Annotated in this window: 22 protein-coding genes; 9 read left to right on the top strand and 13 right to left on the bottom strand. The window is 74.2% G+C overall.

Annotated features, from left to right (window positions below):
• The 3 genes from ACWD4B_RS30175 to ACWD4B_RS30165 form a co-directional block, all read left to right on the top strand.
• The coding region (locus ACWD4B_RS30175; RefSeq protein ID WP_451423726.1) for a winged helix-turn-helix domain-containing protein at positions 1-369 on the top strand (369 nt) is incomplete at its 5' end.
• Between the two features lie 16 nt (positions 370-385).
• Positions 386-1,882 carry an ATP-binding protein gene (locus ACWD4B_RS30170; protein ID WP_451423725.1) on the top strand — a complete coding sequence of 499 codons (1,497 nt, stop codon included), beginning with the start codon at positions 386-388 and terminating at the stop codon, positions 1,880-1,882.
• Positions 1,879-2,427, top strand: coding sequence for a GerMN domain-containing protein (locus ACWD4B_RS30165; RefSeq protein ID WP_451423724.1), 549 nt, complete (start codon positions 1,879-1,881; stop codon positions 2,425-2,427). Before ACWD4B_RS30170 ends, ACWD4B_RS30165 begins: the two co-directional genes overlap by 4 nt.
• A 148-nt stretch (positions 2,428-2,575) precedes the next feature.
• On the opposite strand, the gene ACWD4B_RS30160 is transcribed toward ACWD4B_RS30165, so the two are convergent.
• The 5 genes from ACWD4B_RS30160 to ACWD4B_RS30140 all read right to left on the bottom strand — a co-directional run bounded on the left by ACWD4B_RS30160 (position 2,576) and on the right by ACWD4B_RS30140 (position 7,929).
• The gene (locus ACWD4B_RS30160) at positions 2,576-3,082 is read right to left on the bottom strand and encodes a MarR family winged helix-turn-helix transcriptional regulator (RefSeq protein WP_451423723.1); all 507 of its coding nucleotides are present in this window, start codon (positions 3,080-3,082) and stop codon (positions 2,576-2,578) included.
• A gap of 250 nt (positions 3,083-3,332) precedes the next feature.
• On the bottom strand, positions 3,333-4,889 hold the full coding sequence (locus ACWD4B_RS30155; RefSeq protein WP_451423722.1) for an FUSC family protein: 1,557 nt from the start codon (positions 4,887-4,889) through the stop codon (positions 3,333-3,335).
• Between the two features lie 21 nt (positions 4,890-4,910).
• Entirely contained in the window at positions 4,911-5,924 is a 1,014-nt protein-coding gene (locus tag ACWD4B_RS30150) for an acyl-CoA dehydrogenase family protein (RefSeq protein ID WP_451423721.1), read from the bottom strand.
• Positions 5,921-7,066, bottom strand: a complete 1,146-nt coding sequence (locus ACWD4B_RS30145; RefSeq protein WP_451423729.1) for an acyl-CoA dehydrogenase family protein — start codon at positions 7,064-7,066, stop codon at positions 5,921-5,923. The genes ACWD4B_RS30150 and ACWD4B_RS30145 overlap by 4 nt, the downstream gene beginning before the upstream one ends.
• Positions 7,066-7,929 (bottom strand): enoyl-CoA hydratase, encoded by an 864-nt coding sequence (locus ACWD4B_RS30140; protein ID WP_451423720.1) that lies wholly within the window; start codon positions 7,927-7,929, stop codon positions 7,066-7,068. Before ACWD4B_RS30140 ends, ACWD4B_RS30145 begins: the two co-directional genes overlap by 1 nt.
• Before the next feature lie 44 nt (positions 7,930-7,973).
• Between ACWD4B_RS30140 and ACWD4B_RS30135 the strand changes: the two genes are divergently transcribed.
• The 4 genes from ACWD4B_RS30135 (at position 7,974) to ACWD4B_RS30120 (ending at position 11,855) form a co-directional block, all read left to right on the top strand.
• Positions 7,974-8,780, top strand: a complete 807-nt coding sequence (locus tag ACWD4B_RS30135; RefSeq protein ID WP_451423719.1) for an SDR family oxidoreductase — start codon at positions 7,974-7,976, stop codon at positions 8,778-8,780.
• Between the two features lie 14 nt (positions 8,781-8,794).
• Entirely contained in the window at positions 8,795-9,406 is a 612-nt protein-coding gene (locus ACWD4B_RS30130; RefSeq protein ID WP_451423718.1) for a TetR/AcrR family transcriptional regulator, read from the top strand.
• On the top strand, positions 9,403-10,560 hold the full coding sequence (locus ACWD4B_RS30125; RefSeq protein WP_451423717.1) for an acetyl-CoA C-acetyltransferase: 1,158 nt from the start codon (positions 9,403-9,405) through the stop codon (positions 10,558-10,560). The genes ACWD4B_RS30130 and ACWD4B_RS30125 overlap by 4 nt, the downstream gene beginning before the upstream one ends.
• Before the next feature lie 89 nt (positions 10,561-10,649).
• The gene (locus tag ACWD4B_RS30120; protein ID WP_451423716.1) at positions 10,650-11,855 is read left to right on the top strand and encodes a PP2C family protein-serine/threonine phosphatase; all 1,206 of its coding nucleotides are present in this window, start codon (positions 10,650-10,652) and stop codon (positions 11,853-11,855) included.
• A gap of 196 nt (positions 11,856-12,051) precedes the next feature.
• Here ACWD4B_RS30120 and ACWD4B_RS30115 read toward each other — a convergent pair whose 3' ends face one another.
• From ACWD4B_RS30115 to ACWD4B_RS30095, 5 genes are read right to left on the bottom strand one after another with little or no spacing between them, the layout of a single operon-like run.
• Positions 12,052-12,873, bottom strand: a complete 822-nt coding sequence (locus tag ACWD4B_RS30115; RefSeq protein ID WP_451423715.1) for an SCO6745 family protein — start codon at positions 12,871-12,873, stop codon at positions 12,052-12,054.
• A gap of 22 nt (positions 12,874-12,895) precedes the next feature.
• Entirely contained in the window at positions 12,896-13,945 is a 1,050-nt protein-coding gene (locus ACWD4B_RS30110) for an NAD(P)H-dependent flavin oxidoreductase (RefSeq protein ID WP_451423728.1), read from the bottom strand.
• Positions 13,946-13,956: 11 nt separating this feature from the next.
• Positions 13,957-14,715 (bottom strand): CoA-transferase subunit beta, encoded by a 759-nt coding sequence (locus ACWD4B_RS30105; protein WP_451423714.1) that lies wholly within the window; start codon positions 14,713-14,715, stop codon positions 13,957-13,959.
• Positions 14,712-15,593 carry a CoA transferase subunit A gene (locus tag ACWD4B_RS30100; RefSeq protein WP_451423713.1) on the bottom strand — a complete coding sequence of 294 codons (882 nt, stop codon included), beginning with the start codon at positions 15,591-15,593 and terminating at the stop codon, positions 14,712-14,714. Before ACWD4B_RS30100 ends, ACWD4B_RS30105 begins: the two co-directional genes overlap by 4 nt.
• Positions 15,590-16,351 carry an enoyl-CoA hydratase family protein gene (locus tag ACWD4B_RS30095; protein ID WP_451423727.1) on the bottom strand — a complete coding sequence of 254 codons (762 nt, stop codon included), beginning with the start codon at positions 16,349-16,351 and terminating at the stop codon, positions 15,590-15,592. Before ACWD4B_RS30095 ends, ACWD4B_RS30100 begins: the two co-directional genes overlap by 4 nt.
• A gap of 77 nt (positions 16,352-16,428) precedes the next feature.
• On the opposite strand from ACWD4B_RS30095, the gene ACWD4B_RS30090 reads away from it, so the two are divergent.
• Positions 16,429-17,217 (top strand): SDR family oxidoreductase, encoded by a 789-nt coding sequence (locus ACWD4B_RS30090; RefSeq protein WP_451423712.1) that lies wholly within the window; start codon positions 16,429-16,431, stop codon positions 17,215-17,217.
• A 4-nt stretch (positions 17,218-17,221) separates the two neighbouring features.
• Positions 17,222-18,106: an SDR family oxidoreductase gene (locus ACWD4B_RS30085; protein ID WP_451423711.1), complete on the top strand. Its 885-nt coding sequence runs from the start codon at positions 17,222-17,224 to the stop codon at positions 18,104-18,106.
• Between the two features lie 159 nt (positions 18,107-18,265).
• On the opposite strand, the gene ACWD4B_RS30080 is transcribed toward ACWD4B_RS30085, so the two are convergent.
• The 3 genes from ACWD4B_RS30080 to ACWD4B_RS30070 are packed head-to-tail and all read right to left on the bottom strand — an operon-like array spanning position 18,266 to position 22,359.
• Positions 18,266-19,120, bottom strand: coding sequence for an ABC transporter permease (locus tag ACWD4B_RS30080; RefSeq protein ID WP_451423710.1), 855 nt, complete (start codon positions 19,118-19,120; stop codon positions 18,266-18,268).
• Entirely contained in the window at positions 19,117-21,801 is a 2,685-nt protein-coding gene (locus ACWD4B_RS30075; protein WP_451423709.1) for an alpha/beta fold hydrolase, read from the bottom strand. Before ACWD4B_RS30075 ends, ACWD4B_RS30080 begins: the two co-directional genes overlap by 4 nt.
• 9 nt (positions 21,802-21,810) lie before the next feature.
• Positions 21,811-22,359, bottom strand: coding sequence for a DUF1697 domain-containing protein (locus ACWD4B_RS30070; RefSeq protein ID WP_451423708.1), 549 nt, complete (start codon positions 22,357-22,359; stop codon positions 21,811-21,813).
• Positions 22,360-22,527 lie beyond the last annotated feature (168 nt).

Raw genomic sequence — 22,527 nt, 5'->3', positions numbered from 1 at the left:
CTCGACCCCGTTCAGTGGCTGTGGCTGCTGCACGACGGCGGCGCCCCCGAGCCCGCCGCCGGCCGGCCCGCGGAGATCCACGGGGACCTGGCCATCGACCGCGCCGGGCTGCTCGTCTGCAAGGACGGCCAGGACCTGGCGCTCGCCCCGTCCGAGATGAAGCTGCTGCTCTACCTGTCGGCCACCCCCGGCCGGGTCTTCAGCCGCCAGCAGCTGCTGGAGCACGTGTGGGAGCACAGCTACCACGGCGACGCCCGGCTCGTGGACGCCTGCGTCATGCGCCTGCGCAACAAGGTGGAGGACTCCTCGCGCTCGCCCAAGTACATCCAGACCGTGCGCGGCTTCGGCTACCGCTTCGGTCCCCTGTGAGACGCGTGGCACCGCTGTGAGACGACCGGTACTGCGCCGCCCCGCCCTGCGCCGGCCCGACCTGGGCACCGTCGCGCGCGGCCTGCGGGCCCGCCTGGTCGTGGGCTTCCTGCTGGTCGCGGCGCTCAGCGCGCTGATCACCGCCGCCCTCACCTTCAAGGAGGCGCGCAACGCGATCCTCAAGCGCACCCAGGACACCGCCGTCCAGCAGCTGCGCTCACAGGTCGCCTCCCAGGTGCCCGACCTCCGCTTCCCGCCGTCCAGCACGGACCTGCTGAGGTTCACCCAGGGCCTGGAGCGCGCCGGACAGACGCAGCACTGGTTCGTCCACGCCCGCTACAAGGGCGGGCAGATGGTGCCCGACAACGTGGGCGTGACCATGGACAAGCGCTTCCCGCCCGGCGTGCGCGACAAGGTCGGCGCCGGCGTCGCCGCCTTCCAGCGCATCGACCTCGACGGCGACCCCGTGCTCGTGATCGGCCTGCCCGTCACCTACCGGGACAGCTCCGAGAAGTCCGGGCTCGAGGTCTACGCACTGGTGCCGCTGCGCGAGGACGAGGCCAACGTGCGCGCCCTCGTCAACGCCGCCCAGTCCGGGGCCGTCCCGGCCCTGGCCCTGTCCGTGGTGCCCGCCCTGATCGCCGCGCGCGGCGTGCTGCGGCCCGTCCGCGAACTGCGCCGCGCCACCCAGAAGATCACCGAAGGCGAGCTGGACACCCGGCTGAAGGTCACCGGCCGCGACGAACTGGCCGACCTTTCCCGCACGTTCAACGACATGGCCGCCGCACTGGAGGAGAACGTCGCCGAGCTGCGCCGCATGGAGGCCAACTCCCGGCGCTTCGCCGCCGACGTCTCGCACGAACTGCGCACCCCGCTCGCGGCGATGACCGCCGTCGTCGACGTCCTCGACGAGGACGCCGCCACGCTCGACCCCGACACCGCCCACGCCGTGCGCCTCATCAGCGAGGAGACCGGAAAGCTCGCCCGCATGGTCGAGGACCTGATGGAGATCTCCCGCTTCGACGCCGGCGCCGCCGCCCTGCACTTGGACGAGGTCGACGTGGCCGAGACCGTGCGCAAGACCGTCCAGGCCCGCGGCTGGCAGGACAGGGTCACCACCGACCTGCCCCGGGGCGTCCGGGCCCGCCTCGACCCGCGGCGCATCGACGTCGTCGTGGCCAACCTGATCGGCAACGCCCTGCGGCACGGCGGGGAGCCCGTCAGCGTCGCCGTGCGCGTGGCCCGGCACCCCGACCGGGGCGAGGACCGGCTGCTGATCGAGGTCGCGGACAAGGGGCCGGGCATCGACCCCGAGGTGCTCCCGCACGTCTTCGACCGCTTCTACAAGGCCGACGCCGCCCGCGTCCGCTCCGAGGGCAGCGGCCTGGGACTCGCCATCACCTCGGAGAACGTCCGCCTGCACCACGGCACCGTGATGGCCGCCAACGCACCTGCGGGAGGCGCGGTGTTCACCGTCGACCTGCCGCTGCGCACAGGAGAGGAGGAGGCATGACGGTACGACGCGCAGCCCTGGTGTCCGCCGGACTGGTCGGCACCTTCGGCATGCTCGGCACGCTCGCCGGCTGCGGCATCGAGCCGACCGACGTCGTCGAGGTCGGCCTGCCGGCCACGGGCGTGAAGCGCCCGGGCGCCCGGGTGGAGGACGCCGTGCTCTACTTCGCGAGCCAGCCCGGCGGCATCCTCCCCCTCCACCGGCCCGCAGGCGGCGAGGTGACCGCGGAGGAGGCCGTGCAACTCCTGATGAAGGGGCCCAACGACGCGGAGCGGATGCGGGGACTGTACTCCGAACTCCCGCGGGACGTACGGGTGGTGACGATCGCCACCGAGCGGGGGAAGGTGACGGTCCGGCTGTCGACGGACCTCGGCCGGCTGTCGCCCCTGGCCCGTGCGCAGGTGGTGTGCACGGCGGTGCACAATGCGGTGCCGGGGGATCTGCCCCCGGAAGACGTGAAGGTGGACCTGTCCGGCACGAGCGGCAAGCCCATGCCGGACCAGACCTGTCAGGTGAAGGACACGTTCTCGACGCCGACGCCGTAGCCCCGTAAGGGGCGCGGGGAACTGCGCGATCAGCCACCGACGGCCCGCAGCCGACGCACCACCTGGGGGTCTGGGGCGCAGCCCCGAGAACGTCGACTGCGGGAGCGTCGTGGCTGATCGCGCAGTTCCCCGCGCCCCTTACGGGGCGCTACGGTTGCAGGCCGCCCAGTCGGCCCTCCAGCAGGACGAGCAGCTCGGCGAGGGTCTCGGCGAGCTCCGTCTGGCGGCCGGTGCCCAGCCCCTCCAGCAGCGCCTGCTCGTAGCCGAGCTGGTGCGGGATGAGCCGGTCGATGAGCTCCCGGCCCTCGTCGGTCAGCGACAGGTGGGCGACCCGGCGGTCGCGGTCGTCGGGGCGCCGGGCCACGAGCGCGCGGTCCTCCAGGATCCGCAGCCGCTTGGTGACCGCGGCCCCCGAGGCGAAGGTCTCGCGTGCGATCTGGCCCGGGGTCAGCTCCCGGCCCGTGCGCCGCAGGGTGCCCAGGATGTCGAACTCCGCGCGGGTCAGCCCCTCGTGCACCAGCGGGGCGTCCGTGGCCTGCTGCAGCAGCGCGGCACAGCGGTTGAGCCTGCCGATCACGGCCATCGGCGCGGTGTCCAGCCCGGGGTGGACCTGCTGCCACTGGCGCAGCACGCGCGCGACGATGTCCTCTGCCACAGTGCCGATCCTTCCTGTCGGTGCTCCCGGCGGGTCTCCCGGGATCTCCCGGTAGATTCTGCCGTCCCGCCTTCGTCGCCCCGTAAGGGGCGCGGGGAACTGCGCGAGCAACCACGACGCGCCCGCAGACGACTTGCCATGCCCGGGGCTTCGCCCCGGACCCCGAGGCAGTGCGTCGGCTGCGGGCTGTCGGTGGCTGATCGCGCAGTTCCCCGCGCCCCTTACGGGGCGAAGATCCGCCGGACAGGCCCTACGCGCGCGCCGGGTGCCGCCCCGCGAGCGCTGCCAGCGTGCGGTGGCCCTCGCGCTCCTCCTCCGCCACCCGCTCGTCGGGCAGCGCCCGTTGCCACCACTCGCCCGCCGCCACGTCCGCCGCCTCCCGCAGCTCGACGAGCGCGGCGGCGAGCCGGTCCCGGTGCGGGCCGGGGTCCGCGGCGGCCGCGTGCCGGGCCTCGCGGACGCGGGCCAGGGCGGCCTCGGTCCGGTCCGCCGCGCGCCGGTTGGTGACGAGCACACAGGTGAGCAGCCCGACCGCGGCGCCGACGAGGGTGTCGGTCCAGCGGTCGCCGATGAGCTGTGCGGCGGGCCGGCTCCCGGCGAACTCGTTGAGCAGCAGCGCCATGGGCGTGACGCACAGGGTGCCCAGCCAGTAGTTGCGGGAGATGAACGCCTCGGCGCCCACCTGGAGGGCGAGTGCGGTCAGCACCATCACCACCGCGCCCGACCGGGTGAAGGGCAGCAGCGCGGTGAAGAGTGCCAGGCCGAGGAGGTTGCCGACGACGCGCTGCACCGCCCGCTGCCAGGACAGCGTGGTGTTGGCCTGGAAGACGGACGCGGCGGTCACGACGGCCCAGTAGGGGTGGCTGCTGCCGAGGGCCAGGGACGCCCACCCGGCGAGCGTCCCCCCGACCGCGACCCGGGCCCCGGCCGGCAGCAGCGGGGAGCCGGGGCGCAGCCGGTCGGCGAGCGGCCCGGAGGGGGCGTCGAGGGGCGGCGGGGGCGTGGCGTCCTCGGGCAGCGGCTCGCCCTTGCGCAGGGCGCGGGCCCGGTCGGCCGGCTGTCCGGCGTCGCCCCCGTGGCCCGCCAGCGCGGCTTCGGCCTGCAGGACGAGGTGGTGCAGCGGCCCGGCGACGTGGGCCGGGGCGCCGGCGAGCGCCCGGCGGGCGGCGCCGGACGCGGCGGCCGTCGCGTGCCGGGCCCGGGCGGCGCCGGACGGTTCCGCGCGGAGCAGTCGGTCTGCCGCCTCCAACGCGCGGGCGACGGCGATGCGTTCGGGCCCGTGCGGGCGCACCAGCGCCGGGGCCATGCACACCAGCCAGGCGAAGGCGCCCGATGCCAGGACCAGGCCCAGGTGTGCGGGGACGTCCCCGATCCGCTGGGGCACGAAGAACATGGTCGACGTGACGAAGGTCAGCACGATGTTGCCCGGCGGCCCGATGCGCGTCGCGTCGCAGAGCACCTTGTGCACCGCCGCCACCAGCGCCGCGAGCAGGACCAGCACCGCCGTCGACGGGACGAGCGCGGCACAGGTCAGGGCGGCCCCCGTACCGGCCACCGCGCCCAGCACCACCCAGGCCAGCGTGCGGGCCCGTGCCGCGTAGGGCCGGTCGTGCCCGTACAGAGCGCAGAGCGCGCCCGCGGCGGTGTACAGGGCCAGGTCGAGGCGGCCGAGCGCCAGCAGGACGAGGTCGGGCACCGCCATGGCGAGGGCCGCGCTGAAGGCGGGCTTGGGCCAGATGTCCGCGGGCCGGTTCAGTCGCAGGAGGCCGCGCAGGGGAAGTGGCCGGACACGTGGGGGCTTTGCCATGCCAAGAGATTAGCAGGTGTTTTACTCGAAAAATTTCTCGGAGATCATCTCGACGGCACGGGCCCTGCACTCCGCCGGGCCGCCCCACGCCGACCGCAGTGCCCGCGCCTTGCCGATCCACAGCGACAGGTCGTACTCCGCCGTGTAACCGATCGCACCGTGTACCTGCAGCGCCGTACGGGCCGCCGCATGGGCCGCGTCGCAGGACGCGGCCTTGGCCGCCGCCACCTCGGCCCGCGCGGTGGGCGACCCCGACGCCAGCGCCACCGCGGCCCCGTGCACCAGCGGCCGGGCGAACGCCAGCCCGATGAACGTGTCCGCCAGCCGGTGCTTGACCGCCTGGAACGAGCCGATCGGCGCGCCGAACTGGGTCCGCCGCCGCGCGTGGACGACCGTCCGGTCCAGCAGGGCGAGCCCGACGCCCAGTGCCTGCGCGGCCGTTGCGAAGGCCGCCCAGTCGGCCGCGAACGCGGCCGCCGCCCGCACCGCCGGCCCGGAGGCCAGCAGCGTGCCGCCGCCGGACGGCCGGGCCAGCCGGCGCGCGGGGTCGACCGAGGACCGCACCGGGCCGTGGCCGGGGGAGAGGGAGAGCAGGCCGCTGCCGGTCGCGGTGAACACCGCGTCCGCCGCCTCCGCGTCCAGCGCGTACGGGCTCCCGCCCGGCAGGGTCAGCGTCACCCGCGCACGTCCCGCGCACACACGCGGCACCCACTCCCGCGCAGGCCCTTCCTCGCCCAGGTGCGCGAGCAGCACCGTGGCCGCGACCGTCTCGGCCAGCGGACCCGGCACGCAGTGCCGCCCCAACTCGACGAAGGCCACCGCCAGTTCGACCGGCAGCAGCCCCGCCCCGCCGTACGCCTCCGGCGCCGCCAGGGAGAACACCCCCGCATCCGCCACCCGTTGCCACAGCGCCAGTCCCGGTCCGTACGTGCCCCGCGCCCAGGACCGGACGGCCGACGGGGTGCCGGATGCCGAGAGCATCCGGTCCAGCGTGCGCCCGAACTCCTTCTGCTCCGCGTCCGGCAGGAATCTCACCCGCGCCGTCCCTTCGGCAGCCCCAGCAGCCGCTCGCCGATGATGTCGCGCTGGATCTCGTTCGTCCCGCCGTAGATCGGCCCCGCGAGGGCGAAGGTCCAGCCCTCCGCCCAGTCCGTGCCCGCGAGTTCGCCGTCCGCGCCCAGCAGGTCCAGCGCCGTCTCGTGCAGGGCGAGGTCCAGCTCCGACCAGAAGACCTTGACGGGACTGGACTCCGCCGTCGCTGCGGCGGTCCCGTCCCCCGACGCCCGGCCGTAGCCGTACAGCTGGTACGCCCGTGCCCGGATCACCGCGTCCGCGACCCGGTCCCGCAGCGCGGTGTCGCCCGGATCGCCCGCCGTGCGCCACAGCGCCACCAGCCGCCGGGCGGCCGCCGTGAACCGGCCGGGGCTGCGCAGGGTCAGCCCGCGCTCGCTGCCCGCGGTGCTCATCGCCACCCGCCAGCCGTCCCCCGGCGCGCCGACGACGTCCGCGTCCGGTACGAAGACCTCGTCCAGGAACAGCTCCGCGAAGGCGGGTCTGCCGTCGAGGCGGCCGATGGGCCGCACGGTCACGCCCTCCGTGCCGAGCGGGAACATCGCGTACGTGAGCCCCTGGTGCGGCCGCCCGGCCCCCGGATGGCTGCGGAACAGCCCGAAGGCCCAGTCGGCGAAGGCGGCCCGTGAGGACCACGTCTTGTGCCCGCTCAGCAGCCAGCCGCCCGGGGCCGGGCGCGCGACGGAGCACAGCGAGGCCAGGTCCGAGCCCGCCTCCGGCTCGGACCACGCCTGGGCCCAGACCGTCTCCCCGCGCGCCATCGGCGGCAGGACGCGGGCGCGCTGCTCCTCGGTGCCGTGCACGAGGAGGGTGGGCGCGAGGAGATGGATGCCGTTCTGGGAGACTCGCGCGGGGGCTCCCGCCGCGTGGTACTCCTCCTCGAAGACCAGCCACTCCAGCAGCGAACGGCCCCGCCCGCCGTAGGCCTCCGGCCAGGAGACCGCCGACCAGCCACCCTCGTACAGGGTCCGCTCCCACGCGCGGTGCCGGTCGAAGCCCCCCGCCGTCTCCAGCGAGGGGAGCGGGATGCTCGGGACGTGCGTGGCGAGCCAGGACCGCGCCTCGGCGCGGAAGTCCGTCTCCTCCGCGGTGAAGTCGAGGTCCATCACGCGCCCTTCGTGTTGCTCGCGTCCTTCATGTTCTTCATGGCCCGGGCATCCATGCCGCGCAGCGGGTCCGCGGACGTCTCCGCGTTGTGCGCATGCGCCAGGTGGTGCAGCCCGAAGACCGCGTCCAGCCCCGCGTGCAGCCCCTGCAGGTCCTCCGCCTGGTTGACCGCCCGCTTGGCCAGCGCGAGGCCCATGCGCGGCATCCGGGCGATGCGCTCCGCCAACTCCCGCGTCTCCGCGGCGAGATCCTCCCGCGGGACGAGACGGTTGACCATCCCGATCTCGTACGCGCGCCGCGCGCCCATCCGGTCGCCGGTGAAGAGGAACTCCTTCGCGATCCGCGGCGGCATCACCCACGGGTGGGCGAAGTACTCGACCCCGGGAATGCCCATGAGCACCACCGGGTCGGCGAAGAACGCGTCCTCGCTCGCCACGATCACGTCGCACACCCACGCCAGCATCAACCCGCCCGCCACACAGGCCCCTTGGACGGATGCGATCACCGGCTTCGGCAGCTCGCGCCAGCGCCGGCACATGCCCAGGTAGACCTCCGACTCCCGGGCGAACCGCTGCTCGGCGCCCTCCTTGTCCGCGTGGTCCCACCACAGCCCGGCCCGGCGTGTGAACGGCAGATGGGCGTCGCGCTCCGGGGTGCCGATGTCGTGGCCCGCGGAGAAGTGGTCGCCCGCGCCCGCGAGGACGACGACCTTGACCGCGTCGTCGGCCGACGCCTCGTAGAAGGCGTCGTCGAGGGCGTAAGTCATCGCAGAATTCTGGGCGTTGCGGTACTCGGGGCGGTTCATGGTGACCGTCGCGACCGGGCCGAGCCGTTCGTAGCGCACTGTCGGGGCAGTGGTCATGGCCATCCTTCCCTAACAAGTGTTTGGTAGGTTACCGTGCGGCCATGAGCAGCGTCGAGGAGTCACGCTCCAGTGCTCCGCCCTATCTCCCGGGCCACGCCCTGCTGTCCGGCCGCACCGCCGTGATCACCGCAGCCGCCGGCACCGGCATCGGAGGCGCGACCGCCAGACGCTTCCTCGAAGAGGGCGCGCGCGTGGTGCTCGGCGACACCCACGAGGCCCGGCTGCGCAGCCGAGTCGCCGCCTACGCCGAGGAGTTCGGCGCGGAGAAGGTGGCCGGGGCGCCCTGCGACGTCACGCAGGAGGAGCAGGTCGCCGCCCTCCTCGACCACGCCGAGGAACGCCACGGCACCCTCGACATCCTCGTCAACAACGCGGGCCTCGGCGGTACTTCCGACCTCGCGGACATGAGCGACGAACAGTGGCACACCGTCCTCGACGTCACACTGAACGGCACCTTCCGCTGCACCCGCGCCGCGCTGCGCCGCATGCGGGCCGCCGGGAGCGGCGGCGTCGTCGTCAACAACGCCTCGGTCCTGGGCTGGCGAGCCCAGCGCGGCCAGGCCCACTACGCCGCCGCCAAGGCCGGCGTCATGGCGCTCACCCGCTGCGCCGCCGTCGAGGCCGCGGCCTACGGGGTGCGCGTCAACGCCGTCGCCCCCAGCCTCGCCGTCCATCCGCACCTCGCCAAGGTCACCGGACCGGAGCTGCTGGCGGAGCTGACCGCGCGCGAGGCGTTCGCCCGGTCCGCCGAGCCCTGGGAGGTCGCCAACGTGATCGTCTTCCTTGCCAGCGGCTACTCCTCCTACATGACCGGCGAGACCGTCGCCGTCAGCAGCCAGCGCGCGTGACGGACAATGACACCGTGCCGACCAGCAAGAAGACCGAACTGCTCGCAACCGCGGCCCGGGTGTTCGCCGAACACGGCTACCGCGCCACCACCGTCCGCCGCATCGCCGACGAGGCGGGCATGCTCGCGGGCAGCCTCTACTACCACTTCGACTCCAAGGAGTCGATGCTGGACGAAATCCTCTCCGCCTTCCTGGACGAGCTGTGGACCGGGTACGACGCCGTGCTCGCGGCCGGCCTCGGCCCCCGCGAGACCGTGGAGGCCCTCGTCACCGAGTCCTTCCGGGAGATCGACCGGCACCGGGACGCCGTCGCCGTCTACCAGAAGGAATGGCGGCACCTCGTCGGCCTGCCCCGCTTCGGCTATCTCGCCGCGTCCCAGCGGAAGTTCGAGCAGGCCTGGCTGGGCACCCTGCAGCGGGGCGCGGCCGAGGGCGTCTTCCGCGCCGACCTCGACCCCCGCCTCGCCTACCGCTTCCTGCGCGACACGGTGTGGGTCGCGGCCTCGTGGTACCGGCCGGGCGGGGAGCACGGACCGGAGGAGATCGCCCGGCAGTACCTGTCGATGGTTCTGGACGGTCTGGCCGTGCCCCTTACGGGGCCCAGACACCTGAGGAGGACACGATGACCGAGGCATTCATCGTCGGAGCCGTACGTACACCGGTCGGGCGGCGGGGCGGGGGTCTCGCCGCCGTGCACCCCGCCGACCTCGGGGCGCACGTCCTCAAGGCCCTGATGGAGCGGACGGGCGTGGACCCGGCCGCTGTCGACGACGTCGTCCTCGGCTGCGTCGACACGGTCGGGCCGCAGGCGGGCGACATCGCCCGGACGAGCTGGCTGGCGGCCGGGCTGCCCGAGGAGGTGCCCGGCGTCACCGTCGACCGGCAGTGCGGGTCCTCCCAGCAGGCCGTCCACTTCGCCGCCCAGGCCGTGCTCTCCGGCACCCAGGACCTCGTCGTCGCGGGCGGCACCCAGAACATGTCGCAGATCCCCATCGGCTACGCCGCCCGCCGGGCCACCGAACCGCTCGGCCTGGACCGGGGCCCGTTCGCCGGCTCGCAGGGCTGGCGGGCGCGCTACGGCGACCGGCCCGTCGACCAGTTCCACGGCGCGGAGGCGATCGCCGAGCAGTGGGGCATCACACGGGAGGCCATGGAGGAGTACGCGCTGCGCTCCCACGCCCGCGCCGTGCGCGCCCTCGACGAGGGCCGCTTCGCCCGCGAGACGGTGGCGTACGCGGACGTGGCGGCGGACGAGGGCCCGCGCCGGGACACGTCCCTGGAGAAGATGGCCGCCCTGAAGCCGGTGCTGCCCGGCGGGCTGCTGACCGCGGCCGTCTCCTCCCAGGTCTCGGACGGCGCAGCCGCACTGCTCGTGGCGAGCGAACGCGCGGTGCGCGAGCACGGACTCACCCCCCGGGCCCGCATCCACCACCTGTCGGTGCGGGGCGAGGACCCGATCCGGATGCTCACGGCACCGATCCCGGCGACGGCACGGGCGCTGAAGAAGGCGGGCCTGACGATGGACGCCGTCGACCTCGTGGAGATCAACGAGGCCTTCGCCCCCGTGGTCCTGGCCTGGCTCCGGGAGACGGGAGCCGACCCCGAGCGGGTCAACGTCAACGGCGGCGCGATCGCGCTGGGGCATCCGCTGGGGGCGACGGGAGCCAGGCTGATGACGACGCTGCTGCACGAACTGGAACGGACCGGCGGCCGCTTCGGCCTGCAGACGATGTGCGAGGGGGGCGGGCAGGCGAACGTGACCGTGCTGGAGCGGGTGTGAGGCCGGCCCGGCCGGTCCCGGCACGGTCATCCCTGACGTGAGAGCGGCCGGGATCGGTGTGAGACTGGGCACGGAAGGGGTGATTCGCCGTGTCGGACGCACCGCGCGCACCCGCCGCTCCCGACGCCATCGACGAGAATCGGCTGGAAGAGCTGATCGTCGAGGCACAGGCGGCCCTGCCGTTCGAACTGCCCGACCTGGCGAACCGGTGCGCCATGGCCCTCGGCCTGAGCTCCGCGCTGATCTACCTCGTCGACCTGCAGCAGAAGCTGCTCATCCCCCTCGACGACACCTCGGAACCGCTGCAGGTGGACCGCTCCCCGGCCGGCTGGGCGTACCGCACGGTCTCCCCGCGGGTGGCCGACGCCGACGACGGCATGATCGTCTGGCTGCCGCTGGTCGACGGTGCGGAGCGGCTGGGCGTGCTGGCGTTGCGGACCGCCTCGCTCGACGCGGTGCGGATGCGCCGCAGCCGGATGCTGGCCCATCTGTTCGCGATGCTGATCACCTCCAAGCGCGCCTACAGCGACTGGCTCGCCGGCCTCGCCCGCACCGCGACCATGCGGTTGCCCACCGAGATGCTGCGGGCCTTCCTGCCGCCCCACACCGTCGGCACCCGCAGATGCGTCTCGACCGCGGTCCTGGAGCCGGCGTACGACGTCGCCGGCGACGCCTACGACCACTCGGTGGTCAAGGACGTGCTGCACACCATGATCCTCGACTCCATGGGGCACGATCTGGCCGCCGGCCTGACCACGTCGGTCGCCATGGCGGCGGCGCGGAACGCCCGCCGCGGCGGCGGTGACCTGGCCGACGTCGTCTGCTCCGTCGACGAGGCGCTCGCCGAGTGGCTGCCCGACCACTTCTGCACCGGCGTGATGTGCCGGCTCGACGCGCTCACCGGGGTGCTGCGCTGGGTCAACTGCGGTCACCCGCCGCCGCTGCTGATCCGCGCCGAGCGCGTGCTCGGCGGGGTGCTGGACAGCCCCCCGCAGCCCCCGATCGGCCTGGCCGGCCAACTCGCCCCGGCGGTCCGGGAGGTCCACGAGACCACACTGGAACCGGGCGACCGCGTCCTGCTCTACACGGACGGCGTCGTGGAGGCGCGCGACGCGGACGGAGCGGAGTTCGGCCTCGACCAGTTCACCGACTTCATCATCCGCTTCTCCGCCGCCGGCCAGCGCCCGGCCGAGGTGCTGCGGCTGCTCATCCACGCCATCCTCGACCACCAGCGCAGCCGGCTGCGGGACGACGCGACCATCCTGCTCTTCGAATGGCGGCCGCAATATCGGTGACGGCAGCGCCCCGAAGGGGCGCGGGGCTGCTACATCATGCGGCTCCGCCGCGTGGGCGCGCTTAGCCACCGACGGCCTGCAGCCGACGCGCTACCCCGGGGGTCCGGGGCGCAGCCCCGAGAACCTCGACTGCGGGCGCGTCGTGGCTGGTCGCGCAGTTCCCCGCGCCCCTTACGGGGCGCCGGGCGCGCCCCCGTTACTTCCCCAGCCCCATCGGGTTCGGATAGCGCAGCGCCGTCGCGCACGCCTCGGCCAACGGCGCCAATACGTCCGCCAGTTCGCCGGCGTCAGCCGGAACGGCCCGCTCCGCCGCCCGGTCCGTCGCCTCCTCGACCGTCGCGCGCAGGCGGTGGCCCTCGTCCGTGGCCCGCCCGTCGGCCCCCAGCAGCCCCCGCTCCCGCAAGCGCGACCCGGCCGCCTCCCACTCCTCGTCCGTCCATCCCCGGTACGGCTGCAGCTCCGACCGCGGCAGGTCGCTCCCCGCGCGCAGCACCAGCACCTCGCACCCGTCCAGCCCGGCGGCGACCAGCGCCGCCACATGCCCGTCCCCGCGGTGCTCCCGCAGCACGGTCGCCGCCTGCCACAGCCGCTCCAGGGGCTCCTCCGGCAGGCCGAGCGCCGCGTTCGCGGCGGCCAGTACCCGGCCGGCGCAGTCGAGCCCGGCCACGCATGCACTCAGCAGCTCCGCCGCCCGCTCCACCTCCTTCTCCTGGCCGGCCAGCAGCCGCCGCAGCGTGGCCCGCGCGCCCATCAGGCGCAGTTCCAGGGCCTGTTCGGGCGAGGTGATCCCCCACACCTCCGGGAGGGCCCGCGCCACCATGGACGGCGCGAAGTTGAAGAAGGCGGCCGTCACCGGCTCCGGGCCGACGGGGCCCAGCGGCGCGGCCCGGCCCGCGAAGTAGCCGCGCCGCCAGCCCCGCAGCCCCGCCTCCCGGAAGGCGTCCAGCGCCTCGGGTGCGAAGTAGGTGACCGCGTGCACGGGTTCGGTCAGCTTCCAGAGCGTACGCGCCGCGTTCATCGATTCCTCCGTCCGCGCCGGCTCATCCCGGCTCGGGCAAGCCTCGCAGAGTCGCCTGCGCCTGCGCCATGATCCGTTCGACCAGGGCGGCGACCGACGGCAGGTCGTCGATCACCCCGGCGACCTGGCCGGCGGCCATCACGCCGAGGTCCGTCCGCCCGTCGACCATGGCCGCCTTGAGCAGCATCGGCGTGTTCGCGGCGAGCAGCACCTGCGCCCAGCCGAGGGCCTTGCCGTGCCTGACGGTCAGGCCGTCGCGCACCAGGTCCGCCCAGCCCAGCCCGGAGAGCCTGCGGAAGGACGCGGCGTGCCGCAGGGCCCGCAGCAGCACGGCGGCCGTGCCCGAGCGCTCCAGTTCCGTGACGAAGGGGGTGCGCAGCATCCGGTGCGGGAGCCCGTCGACCTTGGACGTCACCGTCACGTCCCGTACGGACGCGCCGAGATAGGCGGCCTTGACCGGCGCCGGGACCGTACTGTCGGCCGTCAGCAGGAACCGCGTGCCCATGGCGATGCCCGCCGCGCCGTACGCGAGCGCCGCGACGAGGCCGCGGCCGTCGTGGAAACCGCCGGCCGCGACGACCGGGATGTCCACGGCGTCCACCACCTGCGGCAGCAGCACGCTCGTCGCCACGTCCCCGGTGTGCCCGCCGCCCTCCGCACCCTGCACGATCACCGCGTCGGCCCCCCAGGCCGCCACCTTCTCGGCGTGCCGCCGGGCGCCGACGGACGGGATGACGACGACCCCGGCGTCCTTGAGCCGGGCCATCAGCTCGTGGGAGGGCGCGAGCGCGAACGAGGCGACGCGCACGCCCTCGTCGACGATGATGCCCACCCGCTCCGCCGCATCGCCCGCGTCCGCACGGAGGTTGACCCCGAAGGGTTCCCGCGTACGGGCCTTCACCTCCCGGACGGCGGCCCTGAGCCCGTCCGGCGTCATGGTCGCCGAGCCCAGAATGCCCAGCGCCCCGGCCGCGGCCACCGCCGAGACGAGCCGGGGGCCCGCGACCCATCCCATGCCGGTCTGCACGACCGGGTGCCGCACTCCCACGAGCCGGGTCAGGGCGGTCGGCAGCTCGGGGGCGGTCACGGCCGCACCTCGCGGTCGCGCAGCCCCGCGGGGTCGAGGACCTCGCGGATCAGGCGGAGTTCGGCGTCCGTCGGCAGCCGGGTGACCGGCACGTCACCGGGGACGTCGAGCGGGAAGCCGGTGGCGGCCTGCACGTCCTCCGCGGTGACGCCCGGGTGGAGGGAGCGTACGCGCAGCGTGCGGTCCGGGGTCTCGAAGTCCAGCACCGCCAGGTCGGTGACCACCCGGCGCAGGCAGTGGAAGCGGGACGCGGCCGGTCCGGCGGCGGCCGCCCGGTCGTGGCCGACGCCGCAGACCATGTCGACCCGCTCGACCAGGACCCGGGGCGAGTGCCGCGGGATCCAGTAACTGACCGGATGGTTGAGGGTGTTGACGGGCGCGCCGCGCACCCCGAGCAACTGGCGGTCGGGGCGCCGCCAGTCGCCGATGCAGGAGATGTTCTGGTTCCCGTGCCGGTCCAGCTGGCTCGCGCCCATCATGACGTGCCGCCGCCCGCCCGTGACCAGGGCCAGGTGCCGCCGGTACGGCAGCCACCCCTCGACGACGCGGGCGCCGTCCCCGGCCGCCGGGGCCCGGGCGGTCAGCAGCGCCTCGCCGTCGGTGAGCAGCAGGCCGGGGGAGAAGGTGAGTTGTGCCAGCCGGGCGCCGATCGAGGGCACCGGACCCATCGGGCTCGCCAGGATCTCCCCGTCCCCGCGCCAGGCCTCCGCGCAGGCCACGACGCACACTTCGGCCCTGCTCGCGCCGCCGCTCACGCGCCCTCCCCGGTGAACTCTCCCGTGAACTCCGCCACCGCGGCCCGGTAGGCGTCCTCGTCCCCGGACAGGAACCGCCCGGCGAACTCCCGCCAGGCCGCCGGATCGGCCGCGGCCTTGGCGTAGGCCGCCTGGAACGCCTCGTCGCGCCCGTAGTCCGGTGCGCAGGAGGTGAAGTGCGCACCGCCCGGGGCCTCTATGACCCCGGTGACGCAGTGCCGCTGCACCAGGAGCGTCTGCGGGGCCGTGCCGTCGGCGGTGAACTCGGCGCTCTCGACGATGCGTTCGCAGGATACGTACGCCTCCCGCGCGGCCTCGCAGAACAGATCGTCGAAGTACGGGTCCGGGCCCAGGTACTGGGCGTTGCCGAGGGCGTCCGCCCGGTTGAGGTGCACCAGCGCGGCATCCAGGGCGAGGGCGGGCACGGCGACGAGCTCCTCGCCGTCCGCGTACGGCGATGTGACGGTCCGCAGCCCGGGGTTGACCCGCATCACGTCCGAGCCGAGCCCGGCCCGCACCGGCATGAACGGCAGCCGGTGCGCGGCGGCCGTCAGCCCCCACATCACCATCGCCTCGTCCAGTTCCGTCAGTTCGAGCGTGCCGTTCTGCCGGGCGGCGCGGAAGTGCGGTTCGAGCGGGATGGAGTCCAGCGTGGCGAAGGCCGCGACGAGTCTGCGGATCTTCCCGGCGGCGGCCAGCAGGCCCACGTCCGGTCCGCCGTACGAGACCACCGTGAGACCGGTGAGGTCCGAGCGCAGGAGGGACCGGACGAGGGCCATCGGCTTGCGCCGCGAACCCCAGCCGCCGATGCCGATCGTCATGCCGCTCGCCAGCCGGGATACCGCCTCGTCCGCCGTCATCCGTTTGTCGCCCGTCATCGCCGCTCCTTGTCGTCCTTGTCGGAGAGGAACGCTGCGCGGAGGCGGTCGGCGACCCCGTCGAGGGCGGCCTCGAAGGTGAAGCCCTGCTCGTAGCGGTAGCTGCGGCGGACGTCGACGGGGTCGATGCCGTTGAGCGCCGCCTTGGCCAGCCGCAGCAGCGAACCGTCCTTGGCGGCGATGTCGCGTGCCAACTGCAGTGCCGAGGCCTGCAGTTCGTCCCGCGGTACGACCTGCCACACGGAGCCGTGCCGGTACAGCTCCTGCGCGCTGACAGTGCGTGCGGTGTAGTACAGGGTGCGCATCAGATGCTGCGGGACGAGCCGGGCGAGGTGGGTGGCGGCGCCGAGCGCGCCCCGGTCCAGCTCCGGCAGGCCGAAGACGGCGTCCTCCGAGGCGACGACGGCGTCGGCGTTGCCGACGAGCCCGATGCCGCCGCCCAGACAGTGACCGTGCACCGCGGCGACGACGGGCACCTCGCAGTCGTAGACGGCGGAGAACGCGGCCGCACAGGCCCGGTTGACGCCGATCAGCGCCCGGTGGCCGGGAGTGCGCTGTACCTCCTTGAGGTCCACCCCCGCGTTGAAGCCGCGCCCGGCGGCGGTGAGGACGATGCAGCGGACGCGCAAATCGGTGCCCGTGTGGCGGACGGTGTCGGCCAGGTCGTACCAGCCCTGCACGGGAAGGGCGTTGACCGGCGGGAAGTCCACGGTGACGACGGCGATGCCCGGTTCGGGACGTGCGGTGGAGATGCCCATCGGCTGCCTTTCCACCAAACGTTTGTTAGGTATCGTGGTGACGGTACCAGTGGACCGCCTGCCGCGGGAGGCGCCGAGTGGGCAGAGCGTGCGGCCTGGAGGGCCGCGTCGCCGTCGTCACGGGCGGGACGCGGGGAGTGGGTGCGGGCATCGCCCGCGCGTTCCTGCGCGCGGGAGCGGAGGTGGTCGTCTGCGCGCGCCGGCCTCCGGCGGAACCGGTGGCGGCGGCGGGGCGGGTGGCGTGCTTCCTGCGGGCCGACGTACGCCAACCGGCGGCTGTGGAGGAGATGTTCGAGCGGATCGCCGCGCAGTCGGGCCGCGTGGACGTCCTGGTGAACAATGCCGGAGGCACGCCGTTCAGGCCGCTCGGGGAGGTGAACGCCGCCGCACACGCCCGCATCGTCGAGCTCAACCTCGTGGCACCGCTTGTTGTTTCGCTTGCGGCCCACCGCATCATGCGGGAACAGCCCGCCGGTGGTTCGGTGGTGATGATCGGCAGCGTCAGCGGCACTCGCCCGTCGCCCGGCACCGCCGCCTACGGCGCCGCCAAGGCCGGACTGGAACACCTCGCCCGCACCATGGCGGTGGAGTGGGCCCCGGCGGTGCGCGTCAACACCCTGGTGCTCGGCATGGTGCGCACGGAGTCGGCCCACCTGCACTACGGCGACGAGGACGGCGTCGCCGCCGTCGCCCGCACCGTCCCGGCCGGCCGGCTGGCCGAGCCCGACGAGGTGGGCGAGGCAGCCGTCTTCCTGGCATCCGACCGGGCCGCCTACATCACCGGCGCGAGCCTGCTCGTCCACGGCGGGGGAGAGCGGCCGGCCTTTCTCGACGCCGCGAACGTCAACCAAAGGAAAGGGAGTTGAGCGGATGACCGGAATCTGCACCGGACAGGTTGCCGTGGTCACCGGCGCCGGCCGGGGCCTGGGCCGGGCGCACGCACTGGCACTCGCGGCGGAGGGGGCACGCGTCGTCGTGAACGACCTCGGAACGGGCCTCGCGGGCGAGGGCAGTTCCGAGGGGCCGGCGCAGGAGGTGGTACGAGAGATTCGGGAGCGGGGCGGGGAGGCCGTGGCCCACGCCGGGGACGTGGCGACGGGCGAGGGCGCGATGTCACTCGTCGCCACGGCTCTGGAGACCTTCGGCCGCCTGGACGTCCTGGTCAACAATGCGGGGTTCCTGCGGGACCGCATGCTCGTCAACCTCGACGAGGACGACTGGGACGCGGTCGTCCGCGTGCACCTCAAGGGCCACTTCCTGCCGCTGCGTTGCGCGGCGGCGCACTGGCGCGCCGAGACCAGGGCGGGGCGGGCGGTGCGGGCGAGCATCGTCGACACCACGTCGGGCGCGGGGCTGCTGGGCAGCGTGGGCCAGGCCAACTACGCTGCCGCGAAAGCGGGCATCGTGGCGTTGACCCTGGTGGCCGCGGCCGAGCTGGCCCGCTACGGGGTACGGGCCAACGCCGTTGCGCCCGCGGCGCGGACGCGGATGACGGAGGGGGTGTTCGGGGAGGCGCTGGGGGACCCGGGGGACGTCTCGCCGTTGGTGGTGTGGCTCGGGTCGCCCGCTTCGACGGGAGTCACGGGGCAGGTCTTCGAGGCGGAGGGCGGCCGCATCACGGTGATGGAGGGCTGGCACCGGGGGCCGACGGCGGACCGGGGCGCCCGGTGGACGCCGTCGGAGGCGGGGGACGCTGCGCGTCGGCTGTTGAGGGGGGCGCGGGAGGGGCTGCCGGTGTACGGCTGCGCCCCGTAAGGGGCGCGGGGCTGTTGACATATGCGGCTCCGCCGCGTGGGCGCGACCAGCCACCGATGCACCAACCCGGGGGCAGCACGTCATCTGCGGGAGCGTCGTGGCTGGTCGCGCAGTTCCCCGCGCCCCTTACGGGGCGGGGCAACGCCTTAGGGCCCACCCTCAGGACACGACATCCTTGGCACGAAAGTGCCGAAAGGCAACGGCCACCAGAACCACCCCATAAGTCGCCGACAAGGCAACCCCCTTCACCACCCCACCCCACTCCGCATGCGGCTGCAGCAGGTCCGCCCAGGCGAACTGCCAGTGGGCCGGCAGCAGCTCCCGCCAATGGCCCAGTGCGGTCACCGCGTCCAGGACGTTGCCGACGATCGTCAGGCCCATCGCCCCGCCCACGGCGCCCAGCGGGGCGTCCGTGACCGTCGACAGCCAGAACGCCAGCCCGGCCGTGACCAGTTGGCTCGCGAAGACGAACGCCACGGCGGCGGCCAGCCGCCACGTCGCCGTCCCGGCATCCAGCGCGCCCCCGGTGGGGATCCGCAGCGGGCCCCACCCGTACGCGGCCGTTCCGGCCGCCAGCGCGACCAGCGGCAGGAGCACCATCGCGGCCGCGCTGAACGCCAGTGCCACGGTCAGCTTGCTCACCAGCAGCCGTCCCCGCGGCACCGGTGCGGCCAGCAGGTACCGCAGCGACGACCAACTCGCCTCCGAGGCCACCGTGTCGCCGCAGAACAGTGCCACCGGCACCACGAGCAGGAAGCCCGCCGAGACGAACAGGCACGTCGCGGCGAAGTTCACCCCGGACGCCGTGGCGGTGTCCATCAGCGTGACCCGCCCGTCGCGCCCGGCCGGCTGGCCGCCGATCGCGAAGGCCGCGATCAGGACGAACGGCAGTACCGCCAGGATCCCCCCGATCACCAGCGTGCGACGCCGCCGCAACTGCCGTGCCGCCTCCACCCGGAGGGGAAGGGTGCGCTGCGCCCGGTAGCCGGGCGCCCCAACGGACACGGTGCTCATGACGGGCCTCCGATCAGGGTCAGGAACGCGTCCTCCAGCCGCCGGTGCGGCCCGACGCTCGCCACCGGGATCCCCAGCCGGACGAGTTCCACCAGCAGTTCCGGCGCCCGTGCGCCGTCGAGCCGCACCAGCAGCCCCTCGCCGCCGTCGCGCACGGCCGAGGCGACGCCCGGCAGTGCGGCCACCTTCTCCACGGCCGCATCGGACAGTTCGCCCTCGACGCCGACCAGCAGCGTGTCGCCGGACCCGGTGATCTCCGCGACCGGGCCCGCGGTGACCAGCTGCCCGCGGTCCATCACGACGAGGTGCGTGCAGGACTGCTCGACCTCGGCCAGGAGATGGCTGGAGACGATGACGGTGCGCCCGGCGGCCGCGTACCGGATCATCACCTCGCGCATCTCCCGGATCTGCGGCGGGTCGAGGCCGTTCGTCGGCTCGTCCAGGATGAGCAGGTCCGGCAGCCCCAGCATGGCCTGGGCGATGGCCAGCCGCTGCCGCATGCCCTGCGAGTACGTGCGCACGGCGCGCTCCAGGGCACCGCCGAGGCCGGCGATCTCCAGGGCCTCGTCCACGTGGGCGTCCTCGGCCGGGCGGCCGGTGGCCCGCCAGTACAGGTCGAGGTTGGCCCGGCCGGACAGGTGCGGCAGGAAGCCCGCGCCCTCCACGAACGCGCCGACCCGGGACAGCACGGGCGCGCCCGGCCGGATCGCGTGCCCGAAGACGCGGATCCCGCCGCCGTCGGGGCGGATCAGGCCCATGAGCATGCGCAGCGTGGTGGTCTTGCCCGCACCGTTGGGACCGAGCAGGCCGAGCACCTGCCCCCGCTCGACGCGGAACGACAGGTCGCGTACTGCATACCGGTCGGCGGAGCGGGCGTAGCGCTTACTCAACCCGGTGATCTGCAGGGGCACTTCGGCCAGTGCCGGATCGGGCGCGGGCGCGGCGTCGCGGCGGCGCCCGGCCAGCAGCACGCCCGCCGCGACGGCCACGCCGCCGAGCGGCAGCCCCCACGTCCACCACGGCAGTGCGGCCGAGGCGGTCCGCACCTCGGGTGCGTCCGGCACGCTCAGGCCGCCGCCCGCCAAGGAGACGGTGTAGGTGGCGGGTTGAACGGGCGAGGCGTATGCCAGGTCCGTCGAGGAGAGCACCAGCCGCATCCGGTGCCCCGCCTCGAAGGTGTGGTCCACGGCCGGCAGCCGCAGTTCGACGGTCCTGCCGTCCTTGGCGTCACCGATCCGCACCGGGGCGACGAGCTGCCCGGGCAACTGCTGCTGCCCGTCCGGCCCGACGTCGTAGACCTTGGCGAAGAGGACGGCCTCCCCGGTGTCGGAGGCCACCTTCACCTTCGCGGTCGGCGAGCCGGTCACATGGACGCTCTCGTCCAGCCGCGCGGAGTCGAAACGGGCGTACTGGCCGGGGAAGTCCAGGGACACCCCGAGCCCCAGCCCCGACAGCTGGGAGACCGCACCGAGGCCCGGCACGGCGGAGACCGCGGGCGGGGCCGCCCCGGCCGGGTTGCCGAAGGACTGCTCGCGGCCGGTCAGCGGCACCGTGCGGGGGTCGTTGCGCAGCCCGGGGTAGCGGTTGCTGCTCGCGCCGCGCAGCCGGGCCTTGCCGTCGGTGGTGTCGATGCCGCCGGTCCGGCTGACCCGGAAGGCCGGGCCGGTGCCGGTGCTCTCGTCGCCCTTGAGATAGCGGTCGAACCACGCGCGCGTGCGCTGCTCGATCCGGTCGTTCTCCGTCGAGCCCGCGTCGTGGCCGCCCGCGATCCAGTCGACGGACACGGGCGCGCCGTTGCGGCGCACGGCCGTGGCCGCGGCGTCGGACTGGCCGAGGGGGAAGAGCGAGTCGCTCTGTCCCTGGACGAGGAGCGTGGGCACCTTGATGCGGTCGGCGACGGCGGACGGGCTGCGCCGCTCAAGGAGTTCGCGCGCCGCCGCGTCCGGCCGGCCGGCGACGGCCACGCGCTCGTACATCGCGCACAGCTCCGGCTCGAACCGTCCGCAGCCGGCCTGCACCGGGGCGGTGCTCCCTGTGCGGGTGGAGCCGATGGAGCCGGCCGAACCGGTCGAACCGGTGGTGAAGAAGATGCCTGCCCAGAGCTTCTTGAAGACGTCGTCCGGGAAGAGCGAATCGGCCAGGTTCCAGTAGGTGATCTGCGGGGCGATGGCGTCGACACGCTTGTCGTACCCGGCGGCGAGCAGGGAGACGGCGCCGCCGTACGAAGCGCCCGCGATGCCGACCCTGGGGTCGCCCGGCGCGTCGAGTTCGACCTCCGGCCGCTCGGCGAGCCAGTCGATCAGGCGGCTCACGTCGGCGACCTCGTGCTGCGGGTCGTTGAGGCCGATGCGCCCGCCCGAGTGCCCGAAGCCCCGCGCGGACCAGGTCAGCACCGCGTAGCCGGACCGTGCCAGCCGCTCGGCCTCGCCGCGCATCTCGTCCTTGCTGCCGCCGAAGCCGTGCGCGAGGAGCACGGCGGGCCGGCGGTGGTCCGTGGCGCCGGAGGTGAAGAAGGAGGTGTCGATCCGTGCCCCCGGCATCGACATGAACCGGTCCTCCCGGTGCACCGGGGGATCGCTTCCGGCGGCCTCCGCCACCGTCCAGGTGCCGATGCCGGCGAGCACGGCGACAGCGCTCACGGCGGCGAGCAGCCGCCGGCGCCCGGGGATGCGCAGCTTCATTCCCGCATGCTAAGCGGTGGCATCCTCCGCCATGTCGGCGAGCCTGGTGACGGTGTTCCAGTTGCGCCCGGTGACGGTCGTGCCCAGGCGGCGCTCGGTGAGCTGCTTGGCCAGCTTCGAGTCCCGGATGCCGGCCGCGCAGTGCAGGTACACCGCGCGCTCGCCCAGGGCGAACTCCTCGGGTGCGTACGCCGCCGGGTCGAGGTACGCGACGGTGGCCGGGTCGGCCGGACCGGACAGGAAGAGCACCAGGAACCGTGCCGGATCGACCTCCTGCCCGGTGAACGGGTCGGCGTCGACGATGCGCCGGACCTCACCCGCTTCGCGCACCAGGCAGGCCACCGACAGCCCGAGCTCCCGCTCGATGGCCTGCTCCAGCCCGGCGGCCAGCGCCCCCTCCCCGGCGTCCGGGTGGGTGAACACGGCATTGCCGCTGTTGAGGTGGGTGCGCACGGAGCCGCAGCCCATGCCGGTGAGCAGATCCCGCAGGGTCTGCATGGGGACGCGCTTCTTGCCGCCCACGTTGATGCCGCGCAGCAGCGCCACGAACGTTGTCACCCGGTCACCGTAATATGCCGTGCCTCACTGCCGTGAGGGGGGGGGCGGCGCCCCGTCAGGGGCGCGGGGAACTGCGCGACAAGCCACGATGCGCCCGCAGTCGAGGTTCTCGGGGCTTCGCCCCGGACCCCTGGGGTGGTGCGTCGGCTGCGGGCCGTCGGTGGCTGG

The organism is Streptomyces sp. NPDC002536, from assembly GCF_053594995.1.
The sequence above is the reverse complement of the archived record's forward strand: the minus strand, read 5'-3'. Positions and strand labels throughout refer to the sequence as shown.